This window comes from Vibrio sp. MM46 (assembly GCF_027587135.1).
Classification (GTDB): domain Bacteria; phylum Pseudomonadota; class Gammaproteobacteria; order Enterobacterales; family Vibrionaceae; genus Vibrio; species Vibrio harveyi.
In genome coordinates this window covers 185507-198952 of the sequence record NZ_JAPPTO010000001.1, presented here as the reverse complement: position 1 = coordinate 198952, position 13446 = coordinate 185507, and the positions used below count along the sequence as shown (strand labels likewise).

Here is a 13446-nt window from a genome sequence, read left to right as displayed (position 1 = left end):
AGAACAAAAGGAAAATTAATATGACACAGTGTTTACGTGTTGGTGTAGGCGGTCCTGTTGGTTCTGGTAAAACAGCGCTGCTACGTAAATTGTGTAAAGCACTTAAAGATCATTACAACATCGCGGTTGTAACGAACGATATTTACACCCGTGAAGATGCGGACTTCTTGCTCAAGCATGACGCGCTGCCATCGGATCGTATTCTTGGCGTTGAAACAGGCGGCTGTCCACATACTGCTATCCGTGAAGACGCTTCGATGAACCTAGCGGCGGTGAACGACTTACAATCGCGTCATCCAGATCTTGAGTTAGTGATGATCGAATCTGGTGGTGATAACTTGGCTGCGACATTCAGTCCAGAGCTGTCTGACCTAACGATTTACGTTATTGATGTGTCTGCAGGTGACAAGATCCCACGTAAAGGTGGTCCGGGCATCACTAAGTCAGATCTATTGATCATTAATAAAATCGACATTGCTGAATATGTACACGCGTCTCTCGATATTATGGACCGTGATGCGAAGAAGATGCGTGGCGATCGTCCGTTTATTTTCGCGAACTTACATGACGGTGTTGGTTTAGAAGAAATTATTAGCTTTATTTTGAAAGAAGGCATGCTGCCTGACCGTAGATAGCATCCATCTTCTTTTAATATAAAAACGATATTTACCCTAGCGTTTCCCTACGCAAATTATTTAACTCTGTATTAATTAAGCCATACCAGTCATTGAGTACTGGTATGGCTTATTAATGCATATTTTTATTTTGCTAAATAACAATGTGCGTTAATTAAAAAATCCAATATTACTTTTATTTACATTCTGGGGCTATTTATGTCTGAAGTTAGAACCGCGTCCACATCTGGACCAGAGAAAAAAATGAGCAAACCACTTGCTTATATGTTTATTATGATTGGTATTTTCGCCTTAGCGTTCTCGGCAATCATGGTAAAAGAAGCAAACTTTGAACCAGCAACCAACGCCTTCTTACGTTGTTTTGTGGGCTTCTTAGTGTTGATTCCATTTGCCGTTGCTGAAATTAAAAAGAAAGGCTTAATTAATAAATCTGGTTTTGCTCTCGCTATTGTTGCCGGTATTTTCCTTGGTCTTGATATGACCTCTTGGAACTTTGCGATCTTCTTTATTGGTGCGGGCATCTCATCTATCTTGCTTAACCTACAGATCATCATCATGCCATTGCTTGCCATGACGTTTGATAAGTTTAAGCCAGAGAAAAGCTTCTGGTTCCTAGTACCGATTATGTTGTTCGGTATTGTTCTAGCGGGTGGTGTGCTAGAAGGTGGTCCATCTGAAGGTCCAAGCACCATGTGGGGCTACCCAATTGCGCTAGTGGGTACGATTCTGGGTATTAAATCGGGTATTTGTTACGCGCTATACCTCTACACTAGCCGTAAGTCGGGCACACTGAACGCAGGTCGTTACTTCCAGCCGCTAATGTGGGTATTCCTCGCTCAGCTTATCCCTGCTGCGATTGTTATGGCGACGACGCACGGTTTCAATATTACCACGGGTGTTCTTGTCGACGGCAAACTGCCACTATCAGCGGCTGATGGTTCGATTGCGGGTGATGCGATTAATATGAGCAACTGGATCTGGATTGTGATCTTAGGTGTTGTTGGTCATGCGGTTGCTTGGGTATTTGTACAAATTGGTTCGGTAAACTTGGACCCAACCGTTGTTGCAGGTCTATTGTTATTAAGCCCAATTACTACCGTTCTTGTTGCACCATTTACAAGTGGTGAGTCGGTGACGTTATTGCAGTCAATCGGTGTGGTGATTGTACTCGTTGCGGTGGCGTATCAGAATGGTCTGCATACTGCCGTGCTAAACAAGTTCAAAGGCGAGCCAGCGAAAGTGGAAGGCTAAGCTTCCGTTCTTATAAACATAATAGAAAGCCCAATATTAACGCCAATATTGGGCTTTTTTAAGTTTTGTGGACTCTGCGTTTTGATTGCGTTTGTTTGATTATGAGGAAGTGATTAGTACTTGAGTGTCAGCAGTGATGAGCCGTTGTTTTCTCTAGAATATTGTCTGAACTTTGAGGGCGTAAGATTGTACTTTCGTTTGAATGCATCACAGAAGTAAGCTGAACTACCAAAGCCACAACGATGGCTGATCTCACTGACATTGTAGGAAGTGAATGTCAGCATATTGAGTGCAATGCCCATTCTTACGTCTAACAGCAATTGGCTGAAAGAGACGTCTTCTTTATTCAAGTGTCTTCTTAGCGTGGAAGAGGAGATGAACAGCTTGCTGGCAACTTCTTCAATTTGCCACTTATGAGTCGGATCTTGGCTTATCATCCGAGTAATGACTTCTCGCTTTGACTGGTAATGATCGGACTTGAACATTCGAACAATATCCATTTCATAGTAACTCATTGTTAAGAATATAAAAAACAGAGATTCCTCAACCAGTAACGTCTTTAAGGTGTGGTTACTTAAGGTGTCATGCCCCTCTTTTAATATTTTGAATCTGTCCTTTATCTCGAAGTTGTCACTGATAGCGTAAGAGATATTATTGGCACCAAATGCCCGCTGTGGAACTTTAGCAATCAGAGAGTCGATCGTATGGTTGGATACAGTCAGTATTTGAACCTCAATGCACTGTGTCGGGCTCTCGCTGCGTAAGTCACACCAAACTCGGCTGTATTGAGGAATCATCAAGATAGTTGGGGAAGTAATGGCGATCTTACTGTCATTGATGGACACCAGCCCTTTGGCTTCAGAGAGATATATTATGTAATGATGTTCCACATAAAACTCTCTGAGCGTTATCGTTTTACAGTCAATTACTTTTCTATACTTCATATCTATTATCACGATTGAAAATTTAGCTATTTGATATAGTAGTTTTTCAATTAACTTTGCTATTCGTTTCACATGAATAAAGGATAGGGCTCTATTTCTAAGTAAAATGAATATATTTCTAAATCATAATTAAAAACATATTTTTTATTTTCTGTTTTTATTGACTACGGTTTTTTTATTTGATAATGGCTAAATATTAACTAGCAAGGCTTATTAATGTGAAAGAAGTGTTAACCATTAAGGGATTGTCACTGGGCATTAAAACGGAGTTAGTTAGGGATATTAGCTTTAGTCTAAAAGAGAAAGAGTTCTTAGCGGTTGTTGGTCCTAATGGGTGCGGAAAATCGACCTTTATTCGCACCATTATGGGAACGGTGAATATTTTCTCTGGTGAATTGAGTTTTCTTGGTAAACCACTTTCGAGTTATAACCATAAAATGCGATCAAGATATATTGCATTTATGGGGCAGAATAATACCGTCGACCCGCAAATGAGAGTGCTTGATTATATTTCACTGGGGCGATTCCCTCATTTTCACTATTCCACACGCCAATACGACAACGAATGCATTACCCGAGTGATCGCCGAGCTGGGACTGGAGACGTTAAGAGAGCAAAAAGTTGGGCAGCTTTCTGGTGGAGAGTTTCAGCGCGTCAACTTAGCGCGAGTGTTGGTGCAAGAGCCCAAGTTGCTGCTTTTAGATGAGCCGACGAATCACTTAGACCCTAAAGCGAGAATAGAGCTCCTCAAAATCGTTAAGGATAAGCAGATTACAACGATTGCCGTGTTACATGATTTAAACCTTGCCGAATACTTTGCCGACCAAGTGATGATCATTAATCGAGGCAAGATGCAGGTGTGCGATACGGTCGAAAACACGCTCAATGCTCACTGGATAAAAGATACTTTTGATTTGAATACCCTTCATTTCTTACATCCTACAACAGGAAAAGCGATCCGTTTTTTTGAAATAGATTAAGGAGTTACCGTGAAAAAAATATGCTTGATGCCGTTGTTTTTATCTGTCTCTGTTTACGCAAACACCAATGTACCGACGGAACCACATTACCCAGTCAGTGTTGAAAGCTGCGGGGACGTGTTGACGTTTGAACAAGCACCAAAACGAGCGGTATTCCAAGATCTCAATATGACGGAAATGGCGTTCGCATTGGGGCTACAACCTAACATGGTGGCGGTAAATGGTATTACAGGTTGGTATCAAGTATCCGATCAGTTCAAGGCAGACTTAGGTGATATTCCCGAAATCTCTGGGCGTTACTTAACGCTAGAACCTTTACTAGAAAAGAATCCGGACTTCCTGTTTGCTGGTTGGAACTACGGTCTAAAATTTGGCTCGGATCTGACGCCACAAAACTTGGCGCACTTTGGAGTAAAGACGCTGGTCCTCAGCGAAAGCTGCGCTCACATCACTAAGAAGAAACAAGAAGCTTCTATGGAGCTGCTTTACGGCGATGTTCTTAAGCTAGGCAAAGTCTTCGATAAGAGTGATAAAGCACAGAGCTTAGTCGAGAGCTGGAAGAAAGACCTCAACGAAATAGAGGCAAAGGTAGCCGCTTATCCAACCAAGAAAGTGTTCCTCTACGATTCAGGTATTGATCAGCCTTTTACCAGTGGGCGCTTTGCCATGCCTCATGCGCTGATCAAAGCGGCTGGTGGCGTCAACGTGATGGGCAACGAAAACTTTAGTTGGGGCACCACACCATGGGAAAAAGTCGCCATTCATAATCCCGATATGATCATTTTGGTGGATTATGGTAGCTCAGATGATGCAGCGATCAACAGTTCGATAAAAGCCCTGAGTGACAACCCTCTAATGCGCCAAACGAATGCGGTGAAAAATGGTCAATTTTTGCGGTTGAAGTACAGTGAGCTGACGCCTGGTCCCAACAATGTGGTTGCCATCAAGAAGATTGCAGCCAAGCTCCATCCCGAGGCTGGTATCGTGATTAATGAGTAATTCGAATGTAAAGTTTTGGCTTGCTATCGTGGCAAGCCTGATGCTGCTATCGGTCATACTGTTCCTTTCGCTCTCTTACGGAACAATAAATATACCCTTTTCCTCGGTTTATCAGTTTTTTACCTTTGACCACGCCTCGCTACCTGCAATGACCAACGTTATTTTGAGTGAGATTCGAATTCCTAGATTTCTGCTCGCGATTTTAGTTGGTGCTGGGCTTGCTATGGTGGGGGCGCTATTGCAGACCGTGACTAAGAACGACTTGGCTGATCCATTTTTGTTTGGGCTCTCCGCGGGTGCATCGGCTGGCGTTGTTGCGGTTATTAGCCATTTCGATTTAGCGTTAGGTCAATGGTCTTTACCTGTGGCAGCATTTGCTGGGGCAACCTTATCGGCGGCTTCGGTCATCCTCGTGTTCTTTCTGCAAAAGTCTCAAGGGGTTGAGCGCCTGATTTTATCTGGATTAGCGGTTTCGTTCCTGTTCAGTGCCATTACTGGGTACTTGATTTATACCGGCGATCAACGTTCGGCGAGTAATATTCTCTTTTGGTCGATGGGTGGTTTAGGGCTGGCAAAATGGGAAAATCTGCCGTTTGCCTCTGTTGGGGTTATTGTGCTCGCACTGTTTACCATGCTGCGCTGGCGTTCGCTCGATGCCATGTTGGTGGATGAGGACACCAGTAACTCACTGGGTGTAAGCGTCAAATTTCTCCGTGTGACCGTGTTTATTTTATCGGCACTCTCTACAGCCATCTTTGTCTCTTTAAGTGGCGTGATTGGCTTTGTTGGGCTCATCGTGCCGTATCTTGCGAAACCATTTTCCGGACCGAGTCATCGTTATCTATTGCCTTTATGTGCTTTTATTGGCGCGATGCTGCTCTCAGCCAGTGACTTAATGAGTCGAGTGCTGATCCCAGGTCAGGAGTTACCCATAGGTCTGATGACTTCAGCAATTGGCTCTATGTTTATTCTGTTTTTCGTACTTAGAAAGAAATGAGGCGAGATAGACCCCAATTGTCTTAGCGTTAACTCGGTATATAACAGTCGGTCTCGCTATGTATCCAAACGGCGAGACCGACTGTTTTTGGTTAAGCGGGAGTGAGAAAGCGACTTCTCGCCGTCGATTACTTGTTGTTTAGGATGATTCTTTCCGCATCGCCAACCGCTCTGGTTAAGCTCTGGTTGCTGGACAGCTGACCGGAACTTACTGGACCAAGAACATGGGTATATAGCGCTAACTGCTTCTCGAATGGCAGTTTTAGAGTGTTGTAGAGCTCCTGCCTAATTTGAACATGAGACTCTTGTGGGGCTGAGGATAAGCGTAATAGGGCTTCATGAATAACAGTCTTCATCTGTTGTTTGTCCTTTTGTTTTCTACATTGTTTGGGCTTAAATAAAGTACCACCACCGAGCATGTGCATACTCGGTGGTGGTTGTGTTCATCAGTATTGGTTTGGACGAGGTTGCTCGCTTTATCCAAGTTTTGGTGAGTGCTTCAAAGTGAAAGCACTTCTTTTGTTATGTTCTAACTCAAGAGCTTATTAATTCGGTTGATCACCGTTAGGTTCTGGTGTTGTCTGTCTTTTCTAATTTCGTTAACTAAGGTTTTTCTTAGTCTCGCTTTGGTGACTTTTAACGGAGGCATGCTCAATGAGCCCTTCACTCTGCATGAGATCGTATCGGGGCAATATATCTCACCTTTGGCTGTATTTCTTAGCAGCCAACGAAAGCAATTTGGACATAACTTATCTGTTTTCTCGTACATATTTTTTCGGCTTACTATCCGTTAAATAGATAAAAAATTAACACCATTCGAATATAAGCGAATGTTATACCCATCACTGGCGATAGACTTAAACTGACAAATAAAAACGTTATCGAAATTAAACTTGTATTTATTTGAATTTTCACAGTTGTAGAAGAGTAAGCTTGAGTCTAATTCGACAAAGACGTTGTCTTCTGAATCGCAAGAAAAGGAGGTGACATCATCAATAGAATTGAGAAAACTTAATATCTTGTTCCAGTATGTGGCATTGAAGGGCTTTAACCTAATCTCAAAGTCCTCAATCGATGAATAGTCAATCCTTTCTAAGTTCATTTTCTACCTCAAAAAAAGCCCTAACCAAAATTGGATAGGGCTAAGTTGTGCAAGAGCGGAATAAAGTTATCTGTGAGTAGGTTACTCAATTCATATGAGCGAGTGGACTCTATCAAATAGGAGGTTATATCGACAAGTGGGTGTGAAATATTTCTTATTATTTCAAAACATTATGACTTAATTGTTTAATTTATAAATCAAATGCAAGCCTTTTTCTGTTCTTCTTGGTTTCATATTATTAATGATATTAGAGATGAATTTTTGAGTAGGAAAAGGTGCATCAAGGCAATGGGAAAATTGAAATGTAAAGCGTGTAAAAATTAAACATAATGCGCGCATGTTGTAATGAAGTGCGTCTAAATAATCAGCATAATCTTATAGTTTTACTTACGATGTGATTGTTTGTGAAAGGAGAGGTATGAAAATATTTAGAGGCATATTAATTGATTTAGTCATCCTTGTTGGGGTTCTATCCGGGATGATTACTTTCTCTTTAAATAAAATCGATATATTAGGAACTATTCTGATTATCACCGCTTCTTTGTTGATCTTGGCTCTATTTATCTATGGTTTAAAAGATGGATATAACAGAAGCAGTTGATTCTATTATTATTCTATGTTGAATTGGAATGAAATATAGCTAATGGCTCTCCTTTCTAGCCTCAATGATGTTCACGTAAGTTAAATACTTTTATCATTAATTAAAGGTAACATTAAAATGACTGGCACCATTATTAAATGCTCTAGAAATACAGAAACTGCACCACTCAACAGCCATTCAACGCAAAGTGTTGCGTTTTCTCACTACAACAATATCTCCGCTCAACTTCCGATTGATCCTCAAACCAACCAGCTTGTCGAAGGCGGCATTCAGGAGCAAGCCAAACAATGTCTTTTGAACATTAAAAGAATTGTAGAGAGCATTGATCATGTAATGGATGATGTCGTTAAGATAAATGTCTACTTGACCAACATTCATGACGTTGAAGAAGTAAATAAGGTATATGCGACTTTCTTTACGAACCTTCTACCAACACGCACAGTGCTGGCGATTGAGGCGGTGCCTTTTGAAGGAGCGTTACTACAAATGGATGCGCTTATTTCTAATGGAGAGGGGACAACACCTCAAAAGCCATGTGACTTGATCAAGGTATCGCGTGATACTGATCTAGCACCGACCAATCCGATTTCTACACAAACGGTCGCATTCTCGCACTACAACAACATCTCCGCACAGTTGCCGGTAGATGCAGCGACAGGAAACTTGGTCGAAGGTGGCGTAAAAGAACAAACTCATCAATGTCTGCAAAACATCAAGAACATTCTAGAGAGCATTGATGTTCCGCTGGATGACATCGTAAAAACGACCGTTTACCTGCAAGATCTAGCAGATATTGAATCAGTAAACGAAGTGTACCGTACTTTCTTCCCAGATTCGGCGATCGCAAGAGCCGTGGCTTACATGCCTGCTCGCTCGGTTATTCAAGCTTCAGCGCTGCCAATGGGCGCAGCAGTACAAATTGATGCCGTGATTTCTCATGGTGATGGTACGCCTCCTCAAGAAGTTGAAGATCGCCATGGCATTGTGATTAAGGCAAACAACACGCTGAATGCTCCTCTTGATGCGCTGGCGACGCAAACTGTGGCGTTTTCTCACTATAACCACATTTCTGCGCAACTACCGATAGATGCGCTGAACCATGAACTGGTTCAAGGTGGGGCTAAAGAGCAAGCTGAGCAATGTTTGAAAAATATTAAAGCGATCGTTGAGAGTATTGGTCACGTGATGAATGACGCGGTTAAGGTCAATATTCAAGTGACTGACATTGCTGATATTGATGCAATCAACGAGGTGTACGCCACTTTCTTTGATGGCGATTTGCCGGCAAGAACCGTGATTGCTGTGTCTAATATTGCGCTAGGTGCCAAAGTTCAAATGGATTGTGTTCTGTCAAACGCAGAAGGCACACCGCCACAAGTGTAATCAAATACAAAGCCATCACTCTGGTTAGGAGTGATGGCTGATGATTGGGTTTAATCGCTGGATTATCTCTACTCTATATTTCTTTCTGGTTGAAAAACGACATCCAAGATCTCAATGGTTTTCTTGTTGCCATTTGGCAGTATCCAATCGATGCGTTGACCGACAGACAACCCGATAAGTGCCATGCCAATCGGCGCGAGTATGGAGATGTGAGAGTTATCTTTCACTTGGTTTGGGTAAACGAGCACTTTCTGAATCTGCTCTTCCTCACCAAGGAATTTAAACGTCACTTTAGAGTTCATCGTGACAATATTGTTGTCGATCTCGTGTGCATCGACAATCAATGCGCGGTCAATTTCATCTTCTAATTTAAGCAGTTCGTCACTGCAATTCGGAATGTTATCCAGTAATCGACAGATGTTGTTGTAGTCATCAGATGTAACGGTGATCGAATTAGACATAATATTTCCCTAAATCTAATTTTTATGACCCAGCCTTTGAGATGGCTTGGGTATATCGTGAAGTTTTCTAGTGCATAAAGCGAAACACCATACTCCTCAAGGACGAGAGAAAACGTTACCTGGACGCAATGATTGGTGATTTAGATGAAAAGCAAAATAGAGTGAGCAGAAAGCGCAAGGCTTCACGCTCGATCCGTTATCCATTGCCTTTTTCTGGAGCGTTGTTAGCTCACATCGTCACTTCTTGTGGAGACAAGTGACGCATCACTGGTCTTCTTAGACTGAGCTCGGAACTGTGATGGCGTTAAGTGATATTTTCTCTTGAAGGCATCACAAAAATAAGCGGCGCTACCAAATCCACAGCGGTTGCTGATCTGTGAAACGTTGTAGGAAGTGAACGTTAGCATGTTCAATGCAAGCCCCATTCTTACATCTACCAATAGCTGGCTAAATGACAGGTTCTCTTTCTGCAAATGCCTTCTTAATGTTGAGGTAGAGGTAAACAGCTGCTTGGCGACATCTTGAATTTGCCACTTTCTTTGTGGTTCTTTCGTGATCATTCGTGCGATGACTTCGCGTTTGCTTTCTTCGTAATTGAATTGAAAGACATTGAAAACATCGATACCCGACTCGCAAAGAGAGAGCAGTATGAAGTACAGAGTTTGCTCTAAGAACATGATCTTCAAAGCATCTCTACTTAAGGGGTCATACACTTCTTTGAGTAGCTGAAAGTTATTGTCCACATCCACTGGTGTTGGCAGTTGATGGGCGACAGTGTTTTTAATAAAGCTACGTTTTTGAGGCAGTTGAAGCAGTGAGGATTCGAGCATCTCATCGGTCACGATTAACAACTGAATCTGCAATGGTGAGAATGACGACTTTTGAGTCAAATTACACGACAAGCAGGTAAATTGAGGAATGATTAAGGTTGCTGGACCATCGATGGTGATTTGTTGTTCATTGATGTAAACCGTCCCCTTGGCAAAGGCGATGTTGACAATGTAGTGATACTCTACGTAAAACTCCTCAAGTTTTACGGGTTTGAACATTTCAATATATCTATATTCCACTATTGCTTATCTCATAATTGGGCTTACTACAGGCAGTAAGTTGGGCTAAAAGAAAAGCATCCATGCGACAGTACAATGCACAGTATAACGCTACTCCTTTGTTCTTTTCATAAATTCATCAAAGAAAGTGTCTTATCTCAGTAATTTGAGCTCAAATCTAAATAGGCGCTATTGATTTTTTCTTTAACTTATTGAAAGTAATGACGAATGTTTTTGTTTTTATCAATCATGAAAATTAAGATTACGAGTCACATAGCTGAATTGAGCATCAATAGCACACCTGATAATAGTGTTCTTTATGCAGAAATGGTGCTTGAAGTATTTTGAACATCTTAGGATGTAGATATGAAGTCACAATGTTCAGATAATTTAACCTGAATTCTAATTCTAAATTTTATGGGCTGATATCGTAATTGAATGGTGAGGCTTTTATTGTATATTTTGCTTCGAGAGTGGTTAGGAGACATAACCTACCAGTCGAATCATGTAGACATTGTTGATGATAAAAATTGCAAACCTTCGTTATCAATATTTACGGGTTAGTTAGTCAAAAACTTCGCCAATGAGTTTACCTAATCACTCTCAAACCATTCACAACTCAGTGCCTTATTCAATACTCCAATACTCAATAAAACAATCATCACCTGTTGCTTGATGAGCGCCATTTAAAATCATCCTCTTGATTGGTGACTTTCAATAACGTTCGGCTTTTTCATTATTAGCCATTAAATAATTACACATCGAATTTTTAACTCCATCCATAATTTGGACAACTCTTATGCAAGAAGACTACAAACAACCTTTGCGAATTGGCGTTGGTGGACCTGTTGGGTCTGGTAAAACGGCATTGCTAGAGGTTCTGTGCAAAACTCTCCGAGATCTTTATCAGATCGCTGTCGTCACTAACGATATCTACACACAAGAAGATGCAAAGATACTCACTCAGGCAGAAGCCTTAGATGCGGACCGTATTATCGGCGTTGAGACTGGTGGTTGCCCGCATACCGCGATTAGAGAAGACGCCTCTATGAATCTTGCTGCGGTAGAGGAACTCTCTACGCGGCACAAAAACCTAGACGTGGTATTTATCGAAAGTGGTGGTGACAATCTCAGTGCCACGTTTAGCCCTGAGCTGGCTGACTTGATGATCTATGTGATTGATGTATCGGAAGGGGAGAAAATTCCACGCAAAGGCGGACCGGGCATTACACGCTCTGATTTGCTTGTTATCAACAAAATAGACCTTGCGCCTTATGTTGGAGCATCATTAGAGGTCATGGAAGCGGATACTGCTCGAATGCGTCCAGAAAAACCTTATGTGTTTACCAACCTGAAAGAGGGTAAGGGGCTGCAAGAAATCATAGACTTCATTGTCGATAAAGGCATGCTTGAAAAAAGATAGCATCGAAGTACGCCATAGAAACTGCTGCGTATCATGAAGAATTATATTTATTCGCAGTCGTTTCTATGCCTAATATCCACATAGAGTCGATACTGAAAAAAAAGCAGCTTTAAATGATTAAAGCTGCAAAGAATCAATAGCAGGAAAAGTAGATGATTACATCTACGGAACCAAAGTGAAACCAAACAATTGTGTAGTAACGTTTGATGAACACTATAGTATACGACTCACGTTCTGTTTCAATGCGTTCAGCTGTGGTTGAAGCTGAATCTAAATATCTAGAGCAGATTATTAAATAGTCACTACTTCAATAATCTAATGATGTTCTTGGGTCTTCTTATATAATCATAAAACTCTTTTGCTTTAAGCCTACCGACTGAAAGTTCAATTTTAAGCTCATTGGCAAATAATCTTAATGTCGATCGATTAACCATATCTTTACGAGCATTCACTTTATCTAGGTATTCATCCAAGATTTTGTCATCATAAACGTAGATATATTCACTCATAATCGCATGTCTTTTTAAATGATAGTTTTAGTTGGCAGTAAACCCTGAATTAGAGTTTGGTTTTTATGACGAGGTAAATTGATGCCGTTTTAGACGATGTTTGTTGTGCGTTTGGATTATTAAGGTATAAGAATAAGGCTTCAAGCAGTTTTGCTGCGATTACTTTATGTTGAAATAATCTAGTCTTATGGTGAAATACAAACCTTACTATTAGTTCTGTTCCAAAGTGGTTTAAATATTTGCTTAATTCATTTTGATAAATGTTGATTATGGATGTGTTTATATTTATCTGACACTGTGATGACTTTGAGGTTTTACTAATTATCTGATTTTTCTTAATTTATTAAATGAGGATAAGATGAAGAAATCACTGTTAGCGATTAGCCTTTTATTGAGCTCTGCAGCACATGCTGCGCATTGGGGATACGAAGGCGAGAATGGACCTGAGTTTTGGGGCAAGTTCTCTGAAGATTGCCAGCAAGGTAAGAACCAAAGCCCTGTTAATATTCAATCAACCGTGTTGGGTATTATGGATGAAATCAACATCAACTATTTAGGTGATGCCGTTTCTGCTATTGATAATGGTCATACTCTGCAAGCCAAGGTTGAAGGCAATAACACGCTACTGGTTGACGATAAAAAGTTCACGCTTTCTCAGTTTCACTTCCATACGCCATCTGAAAATCACATCAACGGAAAAGAGTACCCGCTAGAGGCGCACTTTGTTCATGCTGATAAGGATGGCAATCTAGCGGTTGTGGCAGTCTTCTATAAGCTAGGAGATGAAAACTCAGCATTGGAGCAGTTGCTAAAGCATGACTTTGAAAAAGGCAAAACAACCAGCTTTGCACCAGTGAGTATCAAGTCTCTCATTCCTTCTAAGCACGGCTACTACCGATTCAATGGCTCGTTAACGACACCACCATGTTCTGAAGGCGTTCGTTGGTTGGTACTAAAAGAGGTTCAAACGGTATCTGCAGCGCAAGTGAAAGCGTTTATGGACATCATGGGCAAGAACAATCGTCCTATCCAGCCGATTAACGCTCGACTCATTCTCAACTAACCCATCAATGGCAAGTTGAAGTCTGACGCGGTTTACGTGCTATCTGAGAT

General features: G+C 41.3%; 13 protein-coding genes. 9 read left to right on the top strand and 4 right to left on the bottom strand.

The features are described from left to right. The first annotated feature begins 20 nt into the window (after positions 1-20). Together ureG (OH459_RS00890) and OH459_RS00885 are read left to right on the top strand one after the other, a co-directional pair. Positions 21-635 (top strand): urease accessory protein UreG, encoded by a 615-nt coding sequence (gene ureG / locus OH459_RS00890; RefSeq protein WP_009696564.1) that lies wholly within the window; start codon positions 21-23, stop codon positions 633-635. Between the two features lie 198 nt (positions 636-833). Next, complete coding sequence (locus OH459_RS00885) at positions 834-1886, top strand: DMT family transporter (RefSeq protein ID WP_269984656.1); 1053 nt, start codon at positions 834-836, stop codon at positions 1884-1886. 113 nt (positions 1887-1999) lie between these two features. Here OH459_RS00885 and OH459_RS00880 read toward each other — a convergent pair whose 3' ends face one another. Beyond that, positions 2000-2776 carry an AraC family transcriptional regulator gene (locus OH459_RS00880; protein WP_260847471.1) on the bottom strand — a complete coding sequence of 259 codons (777 nt, stop codon included), beginning with the start codon at positions 2774-2776 and terminating at the stop codon, positions 2000-2002. 272 nt (positions 2777-3048) lie between these two features. Between OH459_RS00880 and OH459_RS00875 the strand changes: the two genes are divergently transcribed. The 3 genes from OH459_RS00875 to OH459_RS00865 are packed head-to-tail and all read left to right on the top strand — an operon-like array spanning position 3049 to position 5806. Next, a complete protein-coding gene (locus OH459_RS00875) occupies positions 3049-3810 on the top strand; it encodes an ABC transporter ATP-binding protein (RefSeq protein WP_059678352.1) in 762 nt (253 codons plus the stop codon). Positions 3811-3819: 9 nt separating this feature from the next. Continuing rightward, positions 3820-4809, top strand: a complete 990-nt coding sequence (locus OH459_RS00870; protein WP_269984655.1) for an ABC transporter substrate-binding protein — start codon at positions 3820-3822, stop codon at positions 4807-4809. Then, positions 4802-5806 carry a FecCD family ABC transporter permease gene (locus OH459_RS00865; RefSeq protein WP_269984654.1) on the top strand — a complete coding sequence of 335 codons (1005 nt, stop codon included), beginning with the start codon at positions 4802-4804 and terminating at the stop codon, positions 5804-5806. Before OH459_RS00870 ends, OH459_RS00865 begins: the two co-directional genes overlap by 8 nt. 127 nt (positions 5807-5933) lie before the next feature. Here the strand turns inward: OH459_RS00865 and OH459_RS00860 are convergent, their stop codons facing one another. Next, complete coding sequence (locus OH459_RS00860; protein WP_053052565.1) at positions 5934-6161, bottom strand: PAS factor family protein; 228 nt, start codon at positions 6159-6161, stop codon at positions 5934-5936. Between the two features lie 1164 nt (positions 6162-7325). Between OH459_RS00860 and OH459_RS00855 the strand changes: the two genes are divergently transcribed. Together OH459_RS00855 and OH459_RS00850 are read left to right on the top strand one after the other, a co-directional pair. Further along, on the top strand, positions 7326-7508 hold the full coding sequence (locus OH459_RS00855; RefSeq protein WP_053052533.1) for a hypothetical protein: 183 nt from the start codon (positions 7326-7328) through the stop codon (positions 7506-7508). A 117-nt stretch (positions 7509-7625) separates the two neighbouring features. Beyond that, positions 7626-8891: a RidA family protein gene (locus OH459_RS00850; protein ID WP_152163959.1), complete on the top strand. Its 1266-nt coding sequence runs from the start codon at positions 7626-7628 to the stop codon at positions 8889-8891. A gap of 68 nt (positions 8892-8959) precedes the next feature. Here the strand turns inward: OH459_RS00850 and rnk are convergent, their stop codons facing one another. Together rnk and OH459_RS00840 are read right to left on the bottom strand one after the other, a co-directional pair. Then, entirely contained in the window at positions 8960-9352 is a 393-nt protein-coding gene (gene rnk, locus OH459_RS00845; RefSeq protein ID WP_009696573.1) for a nucleoside diphosphate kinase regulator, read from the bottom strand. Positions 9353-9576: 224 nt separating this feature from the next. Then, positions 9577-10401 (bottom strand): AraC family transcriptional regulator, encoded by an 825-nt coding sequence (locus OH459_RS00840; RefSeq protein WP_269984653.1) that lies wholly within the window; start codon positions 10399-10401, stop codon positions 9577-9579. A gap of 799 nt (positions 10402-11200) precedes the next feature. On the opposite strand from OH459_RS00840, the gene ureG (OH459_RS00835) reads away from it, so the two are divergent. Continuing rightward, the gene (gene ureG / locus OH459_RS00835; protein ID WP_033008130.1) at positions 11201-11824 is read left to right on the top strand and encodes an urease accessory protein UreG; all 624 of its coding nucleotides are present in this window, start codon (positions 11201-11203) and stop codon (positions 11822-11824) included. Between the two features lie 867 nt (positions 11825-12691). Further along, the gene (locus tag OH459_RS00830) at positions 12692-13396 is read left to right on the top strand and encodes a carbonic anhydrase (RefSeq protein WP_269984652.1); all 705 of its coding nucleotides are present in this window, start codon (positions 12692-12694) and stop codon (positions 13394-13396) included. Positions 13397-13446: the final 50 nt, after the last annotated feature.

What these genes read in the sequence shown, in the direction of transcription:
- rnk (WP_009696573.1), bottom strand. Translation starts at nt 9,352, where the DNA reads ATGTCTAATTCGATCACCGTTACATCTGATGACTACAACAACATCTGT.
- OH459_RS00885 (WP_269984656.1), top strand. Translation starts at nt 834, where the DNA reads ATGTCTGAAGTTAGAACCGCGTCCACATCTGGACCAGAGAAAAAAATG.
- OH459_RS00865 (WP_269984654.1), top strand. Translation starts at nt 4,802, where the DNA reads ATGAGTAATTCGAATGTAAAGTTTTGGCTTGCTATCGTGGCAAGCCTG.
- OH459_RS00855 (WP_053052533.1), top strand. Translation starts at nt 7,326, where the DNA reads ATGAAAATATTTAGAGGCATATTAATTGATTTAGTCATCCTTGTTGGG.
- OH459_RS00850 (WP_152163959.1), top strand. Translation starts at nt 7,626, where the DNA reads ATGACTGGCACCATTATTAAATGCTCTAGAAATACAGAAACTGCACCA.
- OH459_RS00860 (WP_053052565.1), bottom strand. Translation starts at nt 6,161, where the DNA reads ATGAAGACTGTTATTCATGAAGCCCTATTACGCTTATCCTCAGCCCCA.
- OH459_RS00840 (WP_269984653.1), bottom strand. Translation starts at nt 10,401, where the DNA reads ATGTTCAAACCCGTAAAACTTGAGGAGTTTTACGTAGAGTATCACTAC.
- ureG (WP_033008130.1), top strand. Translation starts at nt 11,201, where the DNA reads ATGCAAGAAGACTACAAACAACCTTTGCGAATTGGCGTTGGTGGACCT.
- ureG (WP_009696564.1), top strand. Translation starts at nt 21, where the DNA reads ATGACACAGTGTTTACGTGTTGGTGTAGGCGGTCCTGTTGGTTCTGGT.
- OH459_RS00830 (WP_269984652.1), top strand. Translation starts at nt 12,692, where the DNA reads ATGAAGAAATCACTGTTAGCGATTAGCCTTTTATTGAGCTCTGCAGCA.